The organism is Rhodopseudomonas palustris (assembly GCF_034479375.1).
In the GTDB taxonomy this organism is placed as follows: Bacteria; Pseudomonadota; Alphaproteobacteria; order Rhizobiales; family Xanthobacteraceae; genus Rhodopseudomonas; species Rhodopseudomonas palustris_M.
In genome coordinates, this window is record NZ_CP140155.1 from 4,004,441 (window position 1) to 4,019,576 (window position 15,136).

At 65.9% G+C, this 15,136-nt stretch carries 15 protein-coding genes and 1 tRNA gene; 7 read left to right on the forward strand and 9 right to left on the reverse strand.

What is annotated here, in order from left to right:
* Positions 1 to 17: 17 nt before the first annotated feature.
* The 3 genes from SR870_RS18040 to SR870_RS18050 all read right to left on the reverse strand — a co-directional run bounded on the left by SR870_RS18040 (position 18) and on the right by SR870_RS18050 (position 3,158).
* Positions 18 to 893: a hypothetical protein gene (locus tag SR870_RS18040; protein ID WP_322514904.1), complete on the reverse strand. Its 876-nt coding sequence runs from the start codon at positions 891 to 893 to the stop codon at positions 18 to 20.
* 263 nt (positions 894 to 1,156) lie between these two features.
* A complete protein-coding gene (locus tag SR870_RS18045; protein ID WP_322514905.1) occupies positions 1,157 to 2,281 on the reverse strand; it encodes an endonuclease/exonuclease/phosphatase family protein in 1,125 nt (374 codons plus the stop codon).
* Between the two features lie 73 nt (positions 2,282 to 2,354).
* On the reverse strand, positions 2,355 to 3,158 hold the full coding sequence (locus SR870_RS18050) for a sulfite exporter TauE/SafE family protein (protein WP_322514906.1): 804 nt from the start codon (positions 3,156 to 3,158) through the stop codon (positions 2,355 to 2,357).
* 93 nt (positions 3,159 to 3,251) lie between these two features.
* Here SR870_RS18050 and SR870_RS18055 point away from each other — a divergent pair, with 93 nt between their 5' ends.
* Positions 3,252 to 4,196, forward strand: coding sequence for an MBL fold metallo-hydrolase (locus tag SR870_RS18055; protein WP_322514907.1), 945 nt, complete (start codon positions 3,252 to 3,254; stop codon positions 4,194 to 4,196).
* 123 nt (positions 4,197 to 4,319) lie between these two features.
* Positions 4,320 to 4,682, forward strand: coding sequence for a hypothetical protein (locus tag SR870_RS18060; protein WP_322514908.1), 363 nt, complete (start codon positions 4,320 to 4,322; stop codon positions 4,680 to 4,682).
* A 288-nt stretch (positions 4,683 to 4,970) separates the two neighbouring features.
* Here the strand turns inward: SR870_RS18060 and SR870_RS18065 are convergent, their stop codons facing one another.
* The 3 genes from SR870_RS18065 to SR870_RS18075 form a co-directional block, all read right to left on the reverse strand.
* Complete coding sequence (locus SR870_RS18065) at positions 4,971 to 5,939, reverse strand: IS5 family transposase (protein ID WP_322514909.1); 969 nt, start codon at positions 5,937 to 5,939, stop codon at positions 4,971 to 4,973.
* A 286-nt stretch (positions 5,940 to 6,225) separates the two neighbouring features.
* Positions 6,226 to 7,125, reverse strand: coding sequence for an RNA polymerase sigma factor RpoH (gene rpoH / locus SR870_RS18070; RefSeq protein WP_011439356.1), 900 nt, complete (start codon positions 7,123 to 7,125; stop codon positions 6,226 to 6,228).
* Positions 7,126 to 7,344: 219 nt separating this feature from the next.
* A complete protein-coding gene (locus tag SR870_RS18075) occupies positions 7,345 to 8,496 on the reverse strand; it encodes an RluA family pseudouridine synthase (RefSeq protein WP_416221094.1) in 1,152 nt (383 codons plus the stop codon).
* Between SR870_RS18075 and SR870_RS18080 the strand changes: the two genes are divergently transcribed.
* The 4 genes from SR870_RS18080 (at position 8,378) to SR870_RS18095 (ending at position 9,903) form a co-directional block, all read left to right on the forward strand.
* A complete protein-coding gene (locus SR870_RS18080; RefSeq protein ID WP_322514911.1) occupies positions 8,378 to 8,713 on the forward strand; it encodes a hypothetical protein in 336 nt (111 codons plus the stop codon). The two genes, SR870_RS18075 and SR870_RS18080, sit on opposite strands and share 119 nt — an antisense overlap.
* Positions 8,714 to 9,167: 454 nt before the next feature.
* A tRNA-Glu gene (locus SR870_RS18085) sits at positions 9,168 to 9,242 on the forward strand.
* A gap of 122 nt (positions 9,243 to 9,364) precedes the next feature.
* The gene (locus SR870_RS18090) at positions 9,365 to 9,658 is read left to right on the forward strand and encodes a type II toxin-antitoxin system RelE family toxin (protein WP_322514912.1); all 294 of its coding nucleotides are present in this window, start codon (positions 9,365 to 9,367) and stop codon (positions 9,656 to 9,658) included.
* Complete coding sequence (locus tag SR870_RS18095) at positions 9,655 to 9,903, forward strand: type II toxin-antitoxin system Phd/YefM family antitoxin (protein ID WP_322514913.1); 249 nt, start codon at positions 9,655 to 9,657, stop codon at positions 9,901 to 9,903. The genes SR870_RS18090 and SR870_RS18095 overlap by 4 nt, the downstream gene beginning before the upstream one ends.
* A gap of 87 nt (positions 9,904 to 9,990) precedes the next feature.
* On the opposite strand, the gene SR870_RS18100 is transcribed toward SR870_RS18095, so the two are convergent.
* Both SR870_RS18100 and megL read right to left on the reverse strand, forming a co-directional pair.
* Complete coding sequence (locus SR870_RS18100) at positions 9,991 to 12,468, reverse strand: EAL and GGDEF domain-containing protein (RefSeq protein ID WP_322514914.1); 2,478 nt, start codon at positions 12,466 to 12,468, stop codon at positions 9,991 to 9,993.
* Positions 12,469 to 12,806: 338 nt separating this feature from the next.
* Entirely contained in the window at positions 12,807 to 14,006 is a 1,200-nt protein-coding gene (gene megL, locus SR870_RS18105; protein ID WP_322514915.1) for a methionine gamma-lyase, read from the reverse strand.
* A 109-nt stretch (positions 14,007 to 14,115) separates the two neighbouring features.
* On the opposite strand from megL, the gene SR870_RS18110 reads away from it, so the two are divergent.
* A complete protein-coding gene (locus SR870_RS18110) occupies positions 14,116 to 14,628 on the forward strand; it encodes an Lrp/AsnC family transcriptional regulator (RefSeq protein ID WP_322514916.1) in 513 nt (170 codons plus the stop codon).
* 9 nt (positions 14,629 to 14,637) lie between these two features.
* On the opposite strand, the gene trxC is transcribed toward SR870_RS18110, so the two are convergent.
* Positions 14,638 to 15,075 (reverse strand): thioredoxin TrxC, encoded by a 438-nt coding sequence (gene trxC, locus SR870_RS18115; protein WP_322514917.1) that lies wholly within the window; start codon positions 15,073 to 15,075, stop codon positions 14,638 to 14,640.
* Positions 15,076 to 15,136 lie beyond the last annotated feature (61 nt).

Consider the following 15,136-nt stretch of genomic DNA (forward strand, 5'->3'; position numbering starts at 1 on the left):
AGCGCCCGGTCCGATGCCTACTTCAGCGAAGCCATCTTGCCGGTGGCGACGTTCAGCACCGAGCCGTCCTCGAGGCTGATCCGATAGATTTCGCGCAGCACGTTGCCGGCGAAGCCCAGCTCGACGATCGAGACGCTCTTGAACGAGGTGGGGATTCCGTCCGGGAGGATCTGGTTGAACTCCTTCGCCGCCTGGTTCATCTGCGCCTGCAGCTCCGGGGTGAACTTCGCCATGCTGTAGACCAGCGTGTTGTGCGGGTTGTGCGAGCGCAGTTCCTTGCCGTCCTTGACGACATTGACGCCGCTGACGCCGACGGTGCGGACCAGATCCTTGGCGGCATCGCTCATCACCGCATAGACCGGTCCGGTGCAACGCGGCAGCGGTCCGTCGCGGAGCGGAGCCAGCGCGGCCGTGGCGGCGGTATTGAACGCCATCATTTCCTCGAAGCTCTTGCCTTCCTTGACGATGCCGAGGTCGAGCCACCACGGATGGCCGGCGCCCTTGGCGGCTTCGGTGGTGTAGAAATTCTTCAGCGTGACGTCGAGGACCGGCGGCAGTTTGGGCAGCGCCGCGAGCATCTTCTCGGGCGTGGCGGGATCGGCATTATGGATGTGGACCACCGTGACGTGCGGAATGTTGTGCATCTGCGCTTCGGTGTCGAGCTTCGCATTCAGGAGCTTTTCCTTCAGCGGGCCCCTGATGGTCGCATCGAGAACATCGTTGACGTTCTTGGGCAGCGTGTAGACCAGTCCGAAGGTCCGCGCATGATCGCGGAATTCGGATTTCGCCAGCGCGCCGTTGTCGATGGCGCCGTCGGCCGCAGCCGCGACGGTGACCGACGCCGCCACTGCGAGCAGAGCGGAAACGAACGAAGTCAGCATGGTGTTGCGCATGAAAGAGGGAGCCTTTCGCTGGATTTCGGAGAATGCGGAGACGTGCAAACGCATTGCTGCGCCCTGATCGACTGCGCCTGATCGACTGCGGCGGCCGATCTGCGTCGACCCGCCGATCAAGCATCGCGGAGCCCAAGATTAGCCGTGCAACATGACAGTGATGTTTAGCCCGGCAACCCGGCCTGAGGCGCTCTGTCGCAGCGCGCGTGGCCGCATCGCGTCGCAGTGGTCGCGGCGACGACAGTCGGGAGTGTTGCCGCGGCTTATTCCGCCGGTGTCTTCTTCTTGGCTTTCTTGGCGGGCTTCTTGGCCGTCTTCTTCGTCGCGGTCGTCTTCGCGCCGCCGGCGTCGCTCTCGCCGCTGTGCTCCCTGGCGAGCGACTTCAGGTAGACGTCGGCCTTGTCGACGTCGAACTCGGTCCACATGATCAGATGGTCCGACATCTGATAGGTGCGCCAGTCCTTGAACTTCGCCTTCGCCGGCATCGCGTCCTTGTAGAGCTCGGGATCGTTGAAGACGTATTTGTAGAAGTCGAACACGCCGGCGCTCATCTCTTTGATGCCGCGGGTTTCCTTGAAAAACGCGATCTGGTCGTAGAACTTGTCCTGGGCGACGTTGCTGCCCTTCGTCTGCCGCAGCAGCTGTTCGGGGATCATGAATTTGTTTCGGGTCAGCGCCTGGAACGTCGCGTCCTCGCGGCCGAAGATGTTGAAGTCGCCGAGCAGCACCAGATTTTCCGGCGAGTAGTCGGCCGCGGAGTCCAGATTGATGTAGCTCTTGGCCTTGGCGGCGAGCAGCTTCGCGGTCAGGTCGATCTCCTCGATCCGCTTCGGATCGTCCTTCTTGCCCTTGCCGTAATAGATGTGAACGGTACAGAGATTGAACTTCGCCCAGCCCGACTGGAAGCCGCAGATGAACGGCGTCCGCGCGATCTGCGCCACCATTTCGGTGGCCGCCTTGCTCGGCAGCACCAGTTCGCCGGCGAGGCCGCTGAAGTGGACGCGCGAGCGGTTGAACAGGAACGCGAGGCGCTCGCCATTGCCGCCGTCGGCGAACGACACGTCGGTGTAGATGTAGTCCCAGTCGCGGCCGAGCAGCCGCATCACGCGTTTCAGCGCGACCAGATCCTGCCGCACTTCCTGCACCGCGACCAGATCGAAGCGGCTGATGCATTCGGCGATGCAGTACAGCGCATCGTCTGTCCGGCCGCTGCCGCCGAACTGGCGGATATTCCAGGTCGCGAGCAGGAAGTTGCCGGGGCCCTTCGGCGGAAGCTGCTTCAGGCCGGCGCGGAGGGCGATGAGGGCATCGACGGTCCGGGCGCGATCGGGGTTGGTCTGGCGACGCTCGGTGGCGCCGCTGCGCGGGCGCAAGCCGGTGTAGTCCATGAAATCCTCCCTGGTGCTGAAAGGAGGAAGTCTAGAGCCGCATCGATGACGCTCGCAAGACCGGCTCTCCCGGTCAGGACAGGAAGTGCATCACGCCGCGGGTGCAGACATAAAGCCCGACGATCACCACGACGGCGGAGAACACCCCGCGCAGCGCCTTGTCGTGGGAGCCGATCAGCCTGCCGGCGCCGATGCCGATCAGTCCGCCGGCGAGCCCGCCGCCGATGAAGAAGCCGGCGAGCCGCCAGTCGATCAGTCCGGACAGTGCGTAGCTCGCCGCCGTCGAGGCGCCGAACGCGAACACCGCGACCAGCGAGCTGCCGATCGCCGACGTCAGCGGCATGCCGGTGGCGAGGATCAGTCCCGGCACGATCAGGAAGCCGCCGCCGATGCCGAAGAAGCCGGCGAGCACGCCGACGCCGAAGCCGGTGCCGATCAGCTTCGGCAGCATCGTCTTCGCGGTCGCCATCGTCAGCCGGATGGTGGGGTCGCCGCCGCCGGCGCGGCCGCGCGACATCAGCAACCCGATCACGATCATCAGCAGGCCGAACAGCACCAGCAATTGCTGGCCGTCGATCTGCTTGGCGACGGTGGAGCCGGCGAACGCGCCGCCGATCCCGGCCGCCGAGAACACCAGCGCGCAGGCCCAGCGCACATTGCCGGCGGCCCAGTGGCTCAGCATGTTGGCGAGCGCCGAGATCGCCACCGCGATCGCGCTGGTGCCGATCGCCACATGCGGCGAGCGGACGCCGACCACATAGACCAGCAATGGCACCGCCAGCACCGAGCCGCCGCCGCCGATCAGCGCGAGGATGAACCCGACCAACCCGCCACTCGCGACGGTGACGATGTCGGCGGCGGTGACACCCATCAGCATGAAATTCTACAGATCCCGGCTTGCACGGGACGAATATGCTAATAGATATCGAAGGGGCGCAACAGTCATTCTACCGGACCAGGGAAAATGCTCGTGACCAGCCCTTCTTCCCCCCAGGTGTCGTCTTCCCCGCAGGTGTCGGCGCAGCGGATCTCGCCGCGGATCCGCGCGTTTTTCGACGAGCCGACCAACACCATCAGCTATCTGGTGTCGGACCCCGCCAGCCGTCGCGCAGCGGTGATCGATCCGGTGCTGGATTACGATCATCGCGACGGGTCCGTCGACATCCGCTCCGCCGATGCGATCCTGCAGGCCGCCCGGGACGACGACCTGACGATCGAGTGGGTGCTGGAGACCCACGCCCATGCCGACCATCTGTCCGGCGCGCCCTACATCAAGGGCAAGACCGGCGCGCGGATCGGCATCGGCGAGCACATCAAGGACGTGCAGCGGATTTTCCGGCCGATGTTCAACGCCGACGATCTGCGCACCGACGGCAGCGATTTCGATCATCTGTTCAAGGACGGCGAGCGCTTTTCGATCGGCGAGCTGCCGGTCGAGGTGATGCACACGCCGGGGCACACCCCCGCCGACATCGCCTATCGGATCGGCGACGACGCCGTGTTCGTCGGCGACACGCTGTTCATGCCGGACTACGGCACGGCCCGCGCCGATTTCCCCGGCGGCGACGCGCATCAGCTCTATCGCTCGATCCACAAGCTGCTGGCGCTGCCGCCGCAGACCCGGCTGTTCATGTGCCACGACTACAAGGCGCCCGGCCGCGAAGATTATGCGTGGGAGACCACCGTGCAGGCGCAGCGCGACGGCAACGTGCATCTGCGCGGCGGCGTCAGCGAACAGCAATTCGTCGACATGCGCCAGGCGCGCGATGCGACGCTGAGCGCGCCGACGCTGCTGCTGCCGTCGATCCAGGTCAATATCCGCGCCGGCCGCTTCCCCAAGGCGCAGCAGAACGGCGTGCATTATCTGCTGCTGCCGGTGCATGCCCGCCCCGGCGCCGAGGCCGGGGTGAGCTGAAGCGACACCCGGCTGTGCGCTGCCGGACGGCTGTGCGCTCCGGACGGACAACCATTAACGCGGCATTAGCCGCCGCCGGTGTGAAGTGTCGCGGAGTATTTTGCGCGCCGCAGGGAGCTGGCGATGGCTGACATCATGAGCGTTCTGGCCTCGGGCTACACCGCCGCGGGGCTGCTGAATCCGTCGAAGACGCCCTACGTCAATGTCGATGCCAAGCTCTATGAAGGCACCTGGAACGGCACCTATTCGAACACCAAGAAGTTCGCCATCACGGTGGCCAACGTGCAGGGCTTTCGCGCCCAGGTGAAATATCAGAGCGAAGGCACCATCAAGTATCAGACCGCGCTGATCAAGGACGGCTCGTTCCGGGTCGGCGACAGCAAATTCACCCTCGGCAGCAACGGCAGCGCCTCGATCCGCACCGCGATCACCGATCCGGTCACCAGCCAGACCAGCCTCGTCACCGGCACCGCCAAGCGCGACTAGCGCGCTTCATCGCTGAGAAGCGTTCCAGCCCTTGCCAAATGTACGGAGTCCTCATCCTGAGGAGCCCGGCAAAGCCGGGCGTCTCGAAGGATGGCGACGGACGCAGTGCCGGCGGCGCATGGTTCGAGACGGCGCTTCGCGCCTCCTCACCATGGAGACCTTTGCGCGGATAGCGATGCCTGCATTGGATTGAGTCGAACGGCTTCGAGAGCACGGTGGGACGGCTCGGATGAGCGTCTGTCAGCATGGATTCGGGTGGACCGGGGGCCGGGAGGCGGCCATTGCCGCTCAAGCCAGGCTCAATTTCAGACTTCGCCTTAGATTGTAGGCGATGCAGGCGAGCAAGAAGGCCGTGAGGTTGCGTGGGGCGTTGAAGTAGCGCATCCGGGCGAAGCCGTAGCTTCTCTTGAGGGTGCCGAACACCGCTTCCACCGGACTGCGCAGCGGCACCAGGGCGTGATTGCGCGCGATCTCGTCGGCCGTCAGGGGTTTGGATTTGTGGGCACGTCGCATCACGCCGTCGCCGAAGCCCTTCTGCGCCAACAGCGCACGAAGCGATTGGCTGTGATAGCCGCGATCGGCATAGACCGTGCCGGCGCCTGGTGGCAGCAGGTCGGGCGCGACGCTCACATCCTGGATGTTGGCAGAGGTCAGCCGCCCGCTGCGGATCAGGCCGGTGCCCTGATCGACCGCCACATGCATCTTGTAGCCGAAGGTGAACCGGCGGCGCTCGTTGTCGGCGCCGAACCTGGCGTCCGGATCGACCCGGCTGGTCGCTCCCTCTTGCTTGCGGGGGCGGCGGGCCGCACTCGTCACCATCGAGGCATCGATCAGCGTGCCCTGCTTGATCAGGAAGCCATGCGCATCGAGCTGGCGCTGCAACTCCGCGAACAGCTGCTCGATCAGTCCCGTCTTGCTCAGGCGCTCGCGAAAGCGCCAGATCGTGCTGTGATCCGGCGTCTCGTCATCCAGCGACAAGCCGGCAAAGCGCTGGAAGCTCAGCCGATCGAATAGCGCCGCCTCCATGGCCGGATCCGACAAGCCGTACCAACGCTGCAGCAGCAGCACCTTGAACATCATCAGTGCGGGGAACGACGGCTCGCCTTTGGCAGCGACGGGGATCACCGCCAGCAAGCGCTCGAAAGCTGTCCAGTCGAGAAGCCGACCGATCTGGTCCAGCACCTCGGCCCGGCGCGGCGTCCTCCGACTGACAGCCGCGTCCAATAGACCCAACTGACCAATCCGCCGCTGTCCCATCTCCGACCTCCGCGACTCACCAACGTAAGCGAATCACAGCGCAGCGATCCGTGCAAAGGTCTCCACCATGAGGTCGTGCCGGGTCGATGCCGGTTCGCATGATGTGAACGCATCGGAACCCGGCGTCATTCGAGCCGTGCCCGCGGCGGCGGAGCGTTCTCACCTCCACTACCCGTTTGCCTCGCCAGCTCGCCTCGCAGCGCCAAACACAGAAAACCCCGCCGGATCGCGGCGGGGTTGATGTCTGTGGGTCTGCTCGTTCGAGCCGAGTCTGGTGGCGCCGGCGTCAGTGGGCGGCTTCGAGCGCCGCCTGTTCCTGACGCGCGATCGTGCCCTTGACGGCGCTCTGCACCTTCTCGAAAGCGCGCACCTCGATCTGGCGGACCCGCTCGCGCGAGACGCCGAACTCGGCGGCGAGGTCTTCCAGCGTCATCGGCTCGTCGGCGAGGCGGCGCGCCTCGAAGATCCGCCGTTCGCGCGGGTTGAGTACGCCGATCGCGCCGTTCAGCGCGGCGCGGCGATGATCGAGCTCTTCGTGCTCGGCCATCACGGCTTCCTGATTCGGCGACTGGTCGACCAGCCAGTCCTGCCATTCGCCGGGCTCGCCGTCGTCGCGGATCGGGGCGTTGAGCGACGCGTCGCCACCGAGGCGGCGGTTCATGTCGATCACGTCCTGCTCGGTGACGCCGAGCCGCTTGGCGATCAGCTTGACCTGATCGGGGTGCATATCACCCTCGTCCAGCGCCGAGATCTTGCTCTTCGCCTTGCGCAGGTTGAAGAACAGCTTCTTCTGGTTCGCGGTGGTGCCCATCTTCACGAGCGACCACGACCGCAGGATGTACTCTTGAATCGACGCCTTGATCCACCACATCGCGTAGGTGGCGAGGCGGAAGCCCTTGTCGGGCTCGAACCGCTTCACCGCCTGCATCAGGCCGACATTGCCTTCCGAGACGACCTCGGAGATCGGCAGGCCGTAGCCGCGATAGCCCATCGCGATCTTGGCGACGAGCCGCAGATGGCTGGTGACGAGGTGATGCGCGGCGTCGCGATCATCGTGTTCGCGCCAGCGCTTGGCGAACATGTATTCCTGTTGCGGCTCGAGCATCGGGAACTTGCGGATTTCCGCCAGATACCGAGCGAGGCCGGATTCACCGTTGAGAACGGGTAGCGTAGCTGCACGGGCCATCAGCGCCCTCCAGTGGTTTCAAGCCCCCGACATCGGGCGGCCTGGCAGACAGGTCGCTCTGCTAAAGCCGACCGGGCTGCGATAAGTTCCGCGTTGGCTCATCCAACGCACCTGCAATATACACGAGATTAGTCGCGCGAGTTTAGTTACAGTCTTGTCACTTGGCTGTGACGACCTAACAACGCGCTGAGATGATTTATGTTTTCTGACTAAACTGCGTCATTCCGTCGCCGAAAGCGCGGCTTTCAGGCGGGCCAGATCGGCCGGCAGGCCGGATTCCCAGGCCACCACCTCCCCCGAGGAGGGGTGCTCCACCACCAGCAGATAGGCGTGCAGCGCCTGGCGGCCGAGATCGGTCAGGGCCGCGCGGGCGGGCGGGCGGAGCTGGCTGGCCTTGGTCTTGAAGTGCGGCCCATAGACGTCGTCGCCGAGCAGCGGGTGGCCCATATGGGCCAGATGCACGCGGATCTGGTGGGTGCGGCCGGTCTCGAGCTGGCAGGCGATCAGCGACACGATCTCGCCGCCGCTGCGGCCGGTGAAGGTTTCCAGCACCTCCCAATGGGTGATCGCCTCGCGGCCGCCGTCGCGCACCGCCATCTTCTCGCGGGCGTAAGGGTGGCGGTCGATCGGCGCCTCGATGGTGCCGCGGGCCCTGTTCGGCACGCCCCAGACGAAGGCGTAATAGCCGCGGCGCAGCTCGCCGGTGCGGCCGTGGTCGGCGAACTGCGCGCTCAAGGATTGGTGGGCGCGATCATTCTTTGCCGCCACCATCAGCCCGGTGGTATCCTTGTCGAGCCGGTGCACGATTCCCGGCCGGCGCACCCCGCCGATCCCGGACAGCGAGGCGCCGCAATGCGCGATCAGGGCGTTGACCAGGGTTCCGGTCTCGTGGCCGGCGGCCGGGTGCACCACTAGGCCGCGCGGCTTGTCGATGACGATGATGTCGTCGTCCTCGTGCACGATCTGCAGCGCGATCGCCTCGCCTTCCGGCTCCGGCGCCACCGGCGGCGGCACGTCGATTGTGATCGTCTCGCCGGGGCTCGCATGATAAGCGGGGTCGCGCACGGCGCTGCCGGCGATCGCGACGCGGCCGTCCAGGATCAGGACCTTCAGCCGCGACCGCGACAATTCGGGGCAGCGCGTGGCCAGAACCCGGTCGAGCCGCGACGAGCCCTCGTCGCCGGCGACGACCACTTCCAGCAGATGTTGCGAATCGTTCACGACCGAGCCTTCCAGAAAAACCGAGTATTGCATGACCGAAACCGCCCTGCCCGAACCGACCCCCGAACAGGCCGCGTTGTTTGCGCGGGTGCGGCGGATGATGATGATCGCGGGCCTGACCACGGCGCTGGCGCTCGCGGCGGTTCTCATCGCCATCGGCTATAAGCTTTTCCGCGCCGAGGGAAGCACCCCGGTCGCCGCCGAGCAGACGCTGCGGCTGCCGAAGGGCGCCAAAGTCGTCTCCACCGGCACCGCCGGCGACCACATCGTCGTCACCCTCGACGTCGGCGGCGCCACCGAAATCCGCACCTTCGACGCCCGGACCATGAAACCCGCCGGCCGGCTGACCTTTGCGAGCGAGCCGTAGGGCCCCGCCGCCGCTGAACCGAGCCACAGGCGCCGACCTCGCCCCGAGGCAGGCAAGCCCGCTCCGCAGCCACAGACCTCCTCCTGGGGCAGGCAGACCCGCTCCGCAAGCACAGCCTCGTCCTGAGGAGCCCGGCAAAGCCCAAAGGGCGCCGCCGGGCGTCTCGAAGGACGGCGACACGCGCGGCCCATCCTTCGAGACGCCCGCCTCCGCCCTGCGGGCGGTGTCGGGCTCCTCAGGATGAGGTCGCGCCAGTGGCCGGACAAGTCTGCGGCCGTCGGAAACCGAGGCCGAAGCTCCCGCACCGTCATGGCCGGGCTCCGTCCCGGCCATCCACGGCCACCCGCACGGCCTGACGACGTGGATGCCCGGCACGAGGCCGGGCATGACGGCAGAAATGGCCGCCCCCGATCTTGCAGCCGAGCCGTTTCGCCGCTATTGCTCTGGCCCTCACGCTCCCTTCGTCTAGCGGTTAGGACGCGGCCCTCTCAAGGCTGAAACAGGGGTTCGATTCCCCTAGGGAGCGCCAGGCCTTTGCCCGTGAGCAGAGGCTTCTCGGATCAGATCTGTCCCCTCCCGACGTTCAGTGATGACTGATGGCGTTGCCGCGCCCGTTGTAACCGCTCGGAGTCTGGCTATATTCTGGCCAGAATGACGTTCGAGATCGTTTTGGCTCCCGAGGCTGTCGAGGACTTCAAGACACTGCGCGCGAAGGCCCGCGCGGAAGTGCGCACGGCGCTCGAAACACACCTTCGGCACACGCCGACGAAAGTGAGCCGAAGTCGTATCAAACGCTTGCGCGGGCTGCGCCAGCCGCAATATCGCCTCCGCGTCGGTGAGATACGAATATTCTACGATGTCCTGGATACGACCGTTCAGGTGTTGGCGATCGTCCCCAAAACGGAGGCAGACACGTGGCTCGCACAATTCGGAGACCCGGCGTGAAGCAGGTTCCGCTGTCCGAGGTGAAGGACGATCTGTCGCGCTATCTGCGCGAAGCCGAGACCCAGCAGATCGTGATCACGCGTCACGGCAAGCCGGCGGGCGTGCTGATCGGATTCGAATCGGAGGACGACTGGTTCGACTATCGTCTCGAAAACGATCCGCGATTTCAGCGGCGCATCGAGCAGGCACGGAGCAGCCTGCAGGACGGGCGCGCGGTCCGGCTCGAAGACCTCGACACCGACTGACAATCTCAACGGCGACCAGTTCCCGCGGGTGGCGATGCGAACGTCGTCCGCCCGCTGGCGAGACTCCCGGCGAAGCGGGCCCGCGATTCATCCTATATCGGACAAACACGCCGCGAATTGCGCGCCGATCTTCGACTTCATCGTCCCGACCTCCCGTTCGATGCCCGCCGCCACCAGCGGCGCCTGATCGGCCGTGATCGGCGGGGAGAACACGTAGCCCTGCACGAAGTCGCAGTCGAAGCCGGTGAGCACGTCCACCTCCGCGGCCAGTTCGGCGCCTTCCGCCACGACGCTCATGCCGAGGCCGTGCGAGAGCGCGATGATGCCGCCGAGCAGTTTGCGTTTCTCCGGCACGGTGGCGATGCCGTCGACGAATATCCGGTCGATCTTCAGGCAATTGAACGGCAGGCGCGTCAGATAGCCGAGCGACGAATAGCCGGAGCCGAAATCATCGAGCGCCAGTTGGATGCCGAGCTTCGACAACGCCGCAAGCGTACTACTGACCTTCTGCTTGGTATGATCGACAAACAGGCTTTCGGTCAGCTCCAGGCAGAGCAGCTCTGCAGGCAGGCCGGTCTCTGCAAGCACAGCAGCCACGACCGCCTCGAAATCGCCGTTCCAGATCTGAGCCGGCGACACGTTCACCGAAATCGACCGTGGCGGCAATCCGGCATCCAGCCAGGCGCGCATCTGCCTGCAGGCATCGCGCAGAACCCAATGGCCGAGATCGACGATCAGGCCGGTGCTTTCCGCAATCGGAATGAATTCCGACGGCGCAATCGGCCCGCGCTCGGGATGGCTCCACCGCAGCAGCGCCTCGAAGCCACTGACCCGGCCGGTCTTCAGATCGATCTGGGGCTGGTAGTTTGTCGTGAGGCCGCCGCTCTCGACGGCGTGGCGCAGGCGCCGGCCGAGGTCCAGCCTTTGATCGACCGCCTCGGCGTAGATCGGCTCGAACAGTTGCGCCCGGCCGCGCCCGGCCTCCTTGGCCATGTAGAGCGCGAGGTCCGCGTTGCGCGAGGCTTTCTCCACGGTTGCGCCATGCTCGGGCAGGACGGCGACGCCGATGGTGGCGCCGATGCAGGCCTCGCCTTCGGCGAGTTCGACCGGGACGGATAGTTTGGCGATGATTCGATCAGCAAGGGCGATCGGTTCGTCGGCGGACGCGGATCGGCTGTTGGTCAGCACCGCGAATTCATCGCCGCCGATCCGGGCGATGAAAGCTTGCGGATCCAGCTCCTGCCTCAACACCCTCGCGACGTGAATCAGCAAGGCGTCTCCGGTGGAATGGCCGAGGGAATCGTTGACCTCCTTGAAGCGGTCGAGGTCGATCAGCAGTAGCGCGTTGCGGGCGGCTGCCGAAACGGGTTGATCGAGAAGAGAGGCGAGTTTGCGCTTGAACAGCGCGCGATTGGCGAGCCCCGTCAAAGGATCCGTATAGGCGAGCTGTTCGAGCCTGCGCTCGGCTTCCTTGCGATCGGTGACGTCCTGGGCGGTGCCGATCAGGCCGATGATCTGTCCGTTGACGATCTCGGCCTTGCAGATGATGGCCAGATCGCGCGGCGCGCCGTCGGCGTGCAGGATGCGGATGTCGGCGGCTTCCGTCTCGCTGCCGCGAAGCACACGGCCCTGCAGCTTCAGAAGACGCTGCGCATCGTCGTCGAGAAAATAGGACCTCGTGCCCTCGTAGGTCGGTTCGAACGCGGCCGGCTCCAGGCCGAGGAGTTGGTAGAGTTCGGGCGACCAGACGGTTCGGCCCGTCCCCAGCCTGTGATTCCAGGTTCCGATTTTGCCGAGCTGATGCGCCTCTTCCAGAGCCCGCGTACGCTGGTCGAGCAGCGCGCGGGCGACCTCGAGCTGGGTGATATCGCTCGCCGTGCCGCGATAGCCCAGGAATGTCCCGTCGTCCGCAAAGATCGGCTTGCCGCTGGTGCTGATACTGATCCGCGAGCCGTCGTTCCCGACCGAGGTGTAGACGAAGTCGCGGAACGGGCGACGGGCTTCCATGTCGGCCCGGTGCTGGGCCATGGAGCCTTCTTCTTCGGGTGCGAAGGACAGCTCCCAGCGCGCCTTGCCGCCGGAAGCCACCGTCTGCAGGGCTGCATTCCCGTCGAGCGATTTGGGATAGGGGAGCAGCCGATGGTCGGGGCCGCTCTCCCAACACCAGTCCGAAGCGGTGCTGACGAAATCCGCCAGACGCTGTTCGCTCTCGGCTAACAGCCGTCGCGCCGTGGTCTTTTGCGTGACGTCCCGGACGACGCCGAAGACCCGCTGAACACGACCGTTCGAATCGAATTCCGGTTCGCCGTGCACGACGCAATCGAGCTGACTGCCGTCGGATTTGAGCAGTCTCGTCTCGACCGCGAATGGCCGCCCCTCGGTCCAGCACGCGGCGTAATGGGCCCGCAAGTCGTCGCGGCGTTCGGACGGCTGACGATCTCGCGTCGCAGCAATCGGAGCGGAACCATGCGGCGTTTGCAAATCGTAGAGCGATAAAACCTCAGGCGACAACCAGAAATCGGTCGCCGCGGCGTTGTACGATTCCCAATACCCGATGCGGGCCATCGTCATCGCTCGACGGAGAGACCACTCCTGATGCCACCCCCGCGCTTCTCGGGCGTAGGGCTGCCGCAATGACGCTCCACGAACGGCCATCGTTCCCCAACCAAGACGAACGTGCAAAATAATACCGCCTAATTGCTAGCATGAGGCGGCTGGGCGTCAGAGCAGCAAGTGTGATCAGGATAGGAGCGTTCTCCATCGTGGTATAATTTGCGTGAACCTGGATGGGAACGTCGAGCTGTCGACCGCAACCCTAGCCGACAACCAGCCGGAGCAAGGGCTCGATCGGCGGCCGGAGTTCATGACGAACCGCTTCGCCCAACGCGGCGCGTGCGCGGCGCTCACAACGCCCCCAGCAAATCCCCCCGTAAATCCTCGTAATCCTCCAGCCCCACCGAAATCCGGATCAGCCCGTCGGTGAACCCGTGCCGGGCGCGTTCGTCGGGGTCGTAGGTGGCGTGGGTCATGCTGGCGGGGTGCTGGATCAGGGTTTCGGCGTCGCCGAGGCTCACCGCCCGGGTGGCGATCTTCACATTGTCCATCAGCGCGCGGCCGGCGGCGAGGCCGCCTTTCAGCTCCAACGCGATCATGCCGCCCATCTGGCGCATCTGCTTTTGCGCGAGCGCGTGCTGCGGATGGCTGGGAAGGCCCGGGTAGTACACCCGCGCCACCGCCGGGTGGGCTTCGAGGTCGCGGGCGAGCTTTTCGGCGGTGGCGCAGTGGCGGTCCATCCGCAGCGTCAGCGTTTTCAGCCCGCGCAAAATCAGAAAGGCGTCGAACGCCGAGATGCAGGCGCCGTTCAGCTCCTTGATGCCGGTGAAGCGCAGCCGGTCGATGATCTCCTGCGACGCCACCACGGCGCCGGCCAGCAGATCGCCATGGCCGCCGAGATATTTGGTCGCCGAATGGGTGACGATGTCGGCGCCGAGTTCGAGCGGGCGCTGCAGATACGGCGTGCAATAGGTGTTGTCGACCACGAGCAGCGCGCCGGCGCGGCGGGCAATCGCCGCGATGGCGGCGATATCGACCACCCGCATGTTCGGGTTCGACGGCGTCTCGGTGAACACCATCCTGGTGTTCGCGCTCAGCGCCGCTTCGAGGCCGGCCGGATCGGTGAGGTCGGCGAACCGCACCCGGATGCCGAAGCGCGGCAGATGATGCTCGAACAGGCCGAAGGTGCAGCCATACAGCATCTGGTCGGCGACGATCTCGTCGCCGCCGTTGAGCAGCGTCCAGACCAAAGCGGTCAGCGCGCCGACGCCCGAGGAGGTCGCGAGCGCCGCCTCGCCGCCTTCCAGCTCGGCGAGCCGGCGCTCCAGCACCGCCACCGTCGGGTTGCCGACCCGGCCATAGATGAAGCCCTCGGCCTCGCCGGCGAACCGCGCCGCGCCCTCGGCGGCGCTGTCGAACGCATAGGTCGAGGTCAGGAACACCGGCGGGTTGAGGCTGCCGAGATGCGCCTGCGGGTCGTAGCCATGGTGGATGGCGCGGGTGGCGAAGCCGAGGCTGTTCGGGAGATGGCGGGTCGGCGGAAGGGTCATGGGGCGCTCCTTTGCGCTTCAGTATGGCGCAGGTCCGGCCGCCGATCTTGCCAAAGATGCCACAGAAGAGCTATGAATTGGCGATCTTCGGCAAATTGCTGCGCAGCATATGAGCGATCCTGCCAAAATCGATCCCCTCATAACCAATCCCGCCAGGGCCAGCCTGGACGCGATCGACCTCAAGATCCTCGCCGAGCTGCAGGCCGACGCCCGGATTGCCAACATCACGCTGGCCGAGCGGGTCGGGCTGTCGCCGTCGCCCTGTTCGCGGCGGGTCCGGCTGCTGGAACAGGCCGGCGTGGTGGCGGGCTATCGGGCGCTGATCGATCGCGCGGCGGTCGGGCTGTCGGTCACCGCCTTCGCGGGCATCCGGGTCGAGCGGCATTCGCGCGACAATGCCGAGGCGTTCATCGCCGCGGTGCGCGACATGCCGGAGGTGGTCGCCTGCCATCTGGTGTCGGGCGACGCCGATTTCCTGCTCGAAGTGGTGGTGCCGGATATCGCCGCCTACGAGGCCACCGTGCTGCGCGGCCTGCTGGCGCTGCCGACGGTGCGGGACATCCGCACCTCCTTCGTGATGCGCAGCGACAAGCTCGACGGCCCGCTGCCGCTGCCGAAGTGACGCCGCGGCTCAGCCCGGCAAATTCTCCCGCACCCAGCGCACGATCGCGCTGGCCGGCATCGCGCCGGAGGTGCGGGCGCGCTCGCGGCCGCCGTCGAACAGGATCATGGTCGGGATGCCGCTGATGCCGAGCCGGGCGGCGATCTGCTGCTCGTTGTCGGAATTCAGCTTGATCAGCCGCACCGTCGGCTCGAGCTCGCGCGCCGCGATCTCATAGGCCGGCGCCATCGCCCGGCACGGCCCGCACCACGGCGCCCAGACGTCGACCAGCACCGGCACCGAGCTGCGCGCGATCTGCTTGTCGAAAACGTCGCCGCCGACATCGGCGGGGTGGCCGTCGAAAATCTTCGCGCCGCATTTGCCGCATTTGGCTTCGAGCGCGGAGCGCTGCTCCGGCAGCCGGTTGACCCCGCCGCATTGCGTGCACACCACCAGACGATCGGACATCGGACGCACTCCGGTCATTGCCGGACTATCATCTAGGTAGCGCCGGCCCCGGCGCCAACGG

Bases quoted from the DNA above. Each gene is read 5' to 3' on its own strand.
- SR870_RS18060 (WP_322514908.1), top strand. From the start codon at position 4,320: ATGGCTGACATCATGAGCGTTCTGGCCTCGGGCTACACCGCCGCGGGG.
- trxC (WP_322514917.1), bottom strand. From the start codon at position 15,075: ATGTCCGATCGTCTGGTGGTGTGCACGCAATGCGGCGGGGTCAACCGG.
- SR870_RS18050 (WP_322514906.1), bottom strand. From the start codon at position 3,158: ATGCTGATGGGTGTCACCGCCGCCGACATCGTCACCGTCGCGAGTGGC.
- SR870_RS18090 (WP_322514912.1), top strand. From the start codon at position 9,365: ATGACGTTCGAGATCGTTTTGGCTCCCGAGGCTGTCGAGGACTTCAAG.
- SR870_RS18040 (WP_322514904.1), bottom strand. From the start codon at position 893: ATGCGCAACACCATGCTGACTTCGTTCGTTTCCGCTCTGCTCGCAGTG.
- rpoH (WP_011439356.1), bottom strand. From the start codon at position 7,125: ATGGCCCGTGCAGCTACGCTACCCGTTCTCAACGGTGAATCCGGCCTC.
- SR870_RS18075 (WP_416221094.1), bottom strand. From the start codon at position 8,496: ATGAGAACCGCCGCGAGCGCCAGCGCCGTGGTCAGGCCCGCGATCATC.
- SR870_RS18065 (WP_322514909.1), bottom strand. From the start codon at position 5,939: ATGGGACAGCGGCGGATTGGTCAGTTGGGTCTATTGGACGCGGCTGTC.
- megL (WP_322514915.1), bottom strand. From the start codon at position 14,006: ATGACCCTTCCGCCGACCCGCCATCTCCCGAACAGCCTCGGCTTCGCC.
- SR870_RS18100 (WP_322514914.1), bottom strand. From the start codon at position 12,468: ATGGCCCGCATCGGGTATTGGGAATCGTACAACGCCGCGGCGACCGAT.
- SR870_RS18045 (WP_322514905.1), bottom strand. From the start codon at position 2,281: ATGGACTACACCGGCTTGCGCCCGCGCAGCGGCGCCACCGAGCGTCGC.
- SR870_RS18080 (WP_322514911.1), top strand. From the start codon at position 8,378: ATGACCGAAACCGCCCTGCCCGAACCGACCCCCGAACAGGCCGCGTTG.
- SR870_RS18110 (WP_322514916.1), top strand. From the start codon at position 14,116: ATGAGCGATCCTGCCAAAATCGATCCCCTCATAACCAATCCCGCCAGG.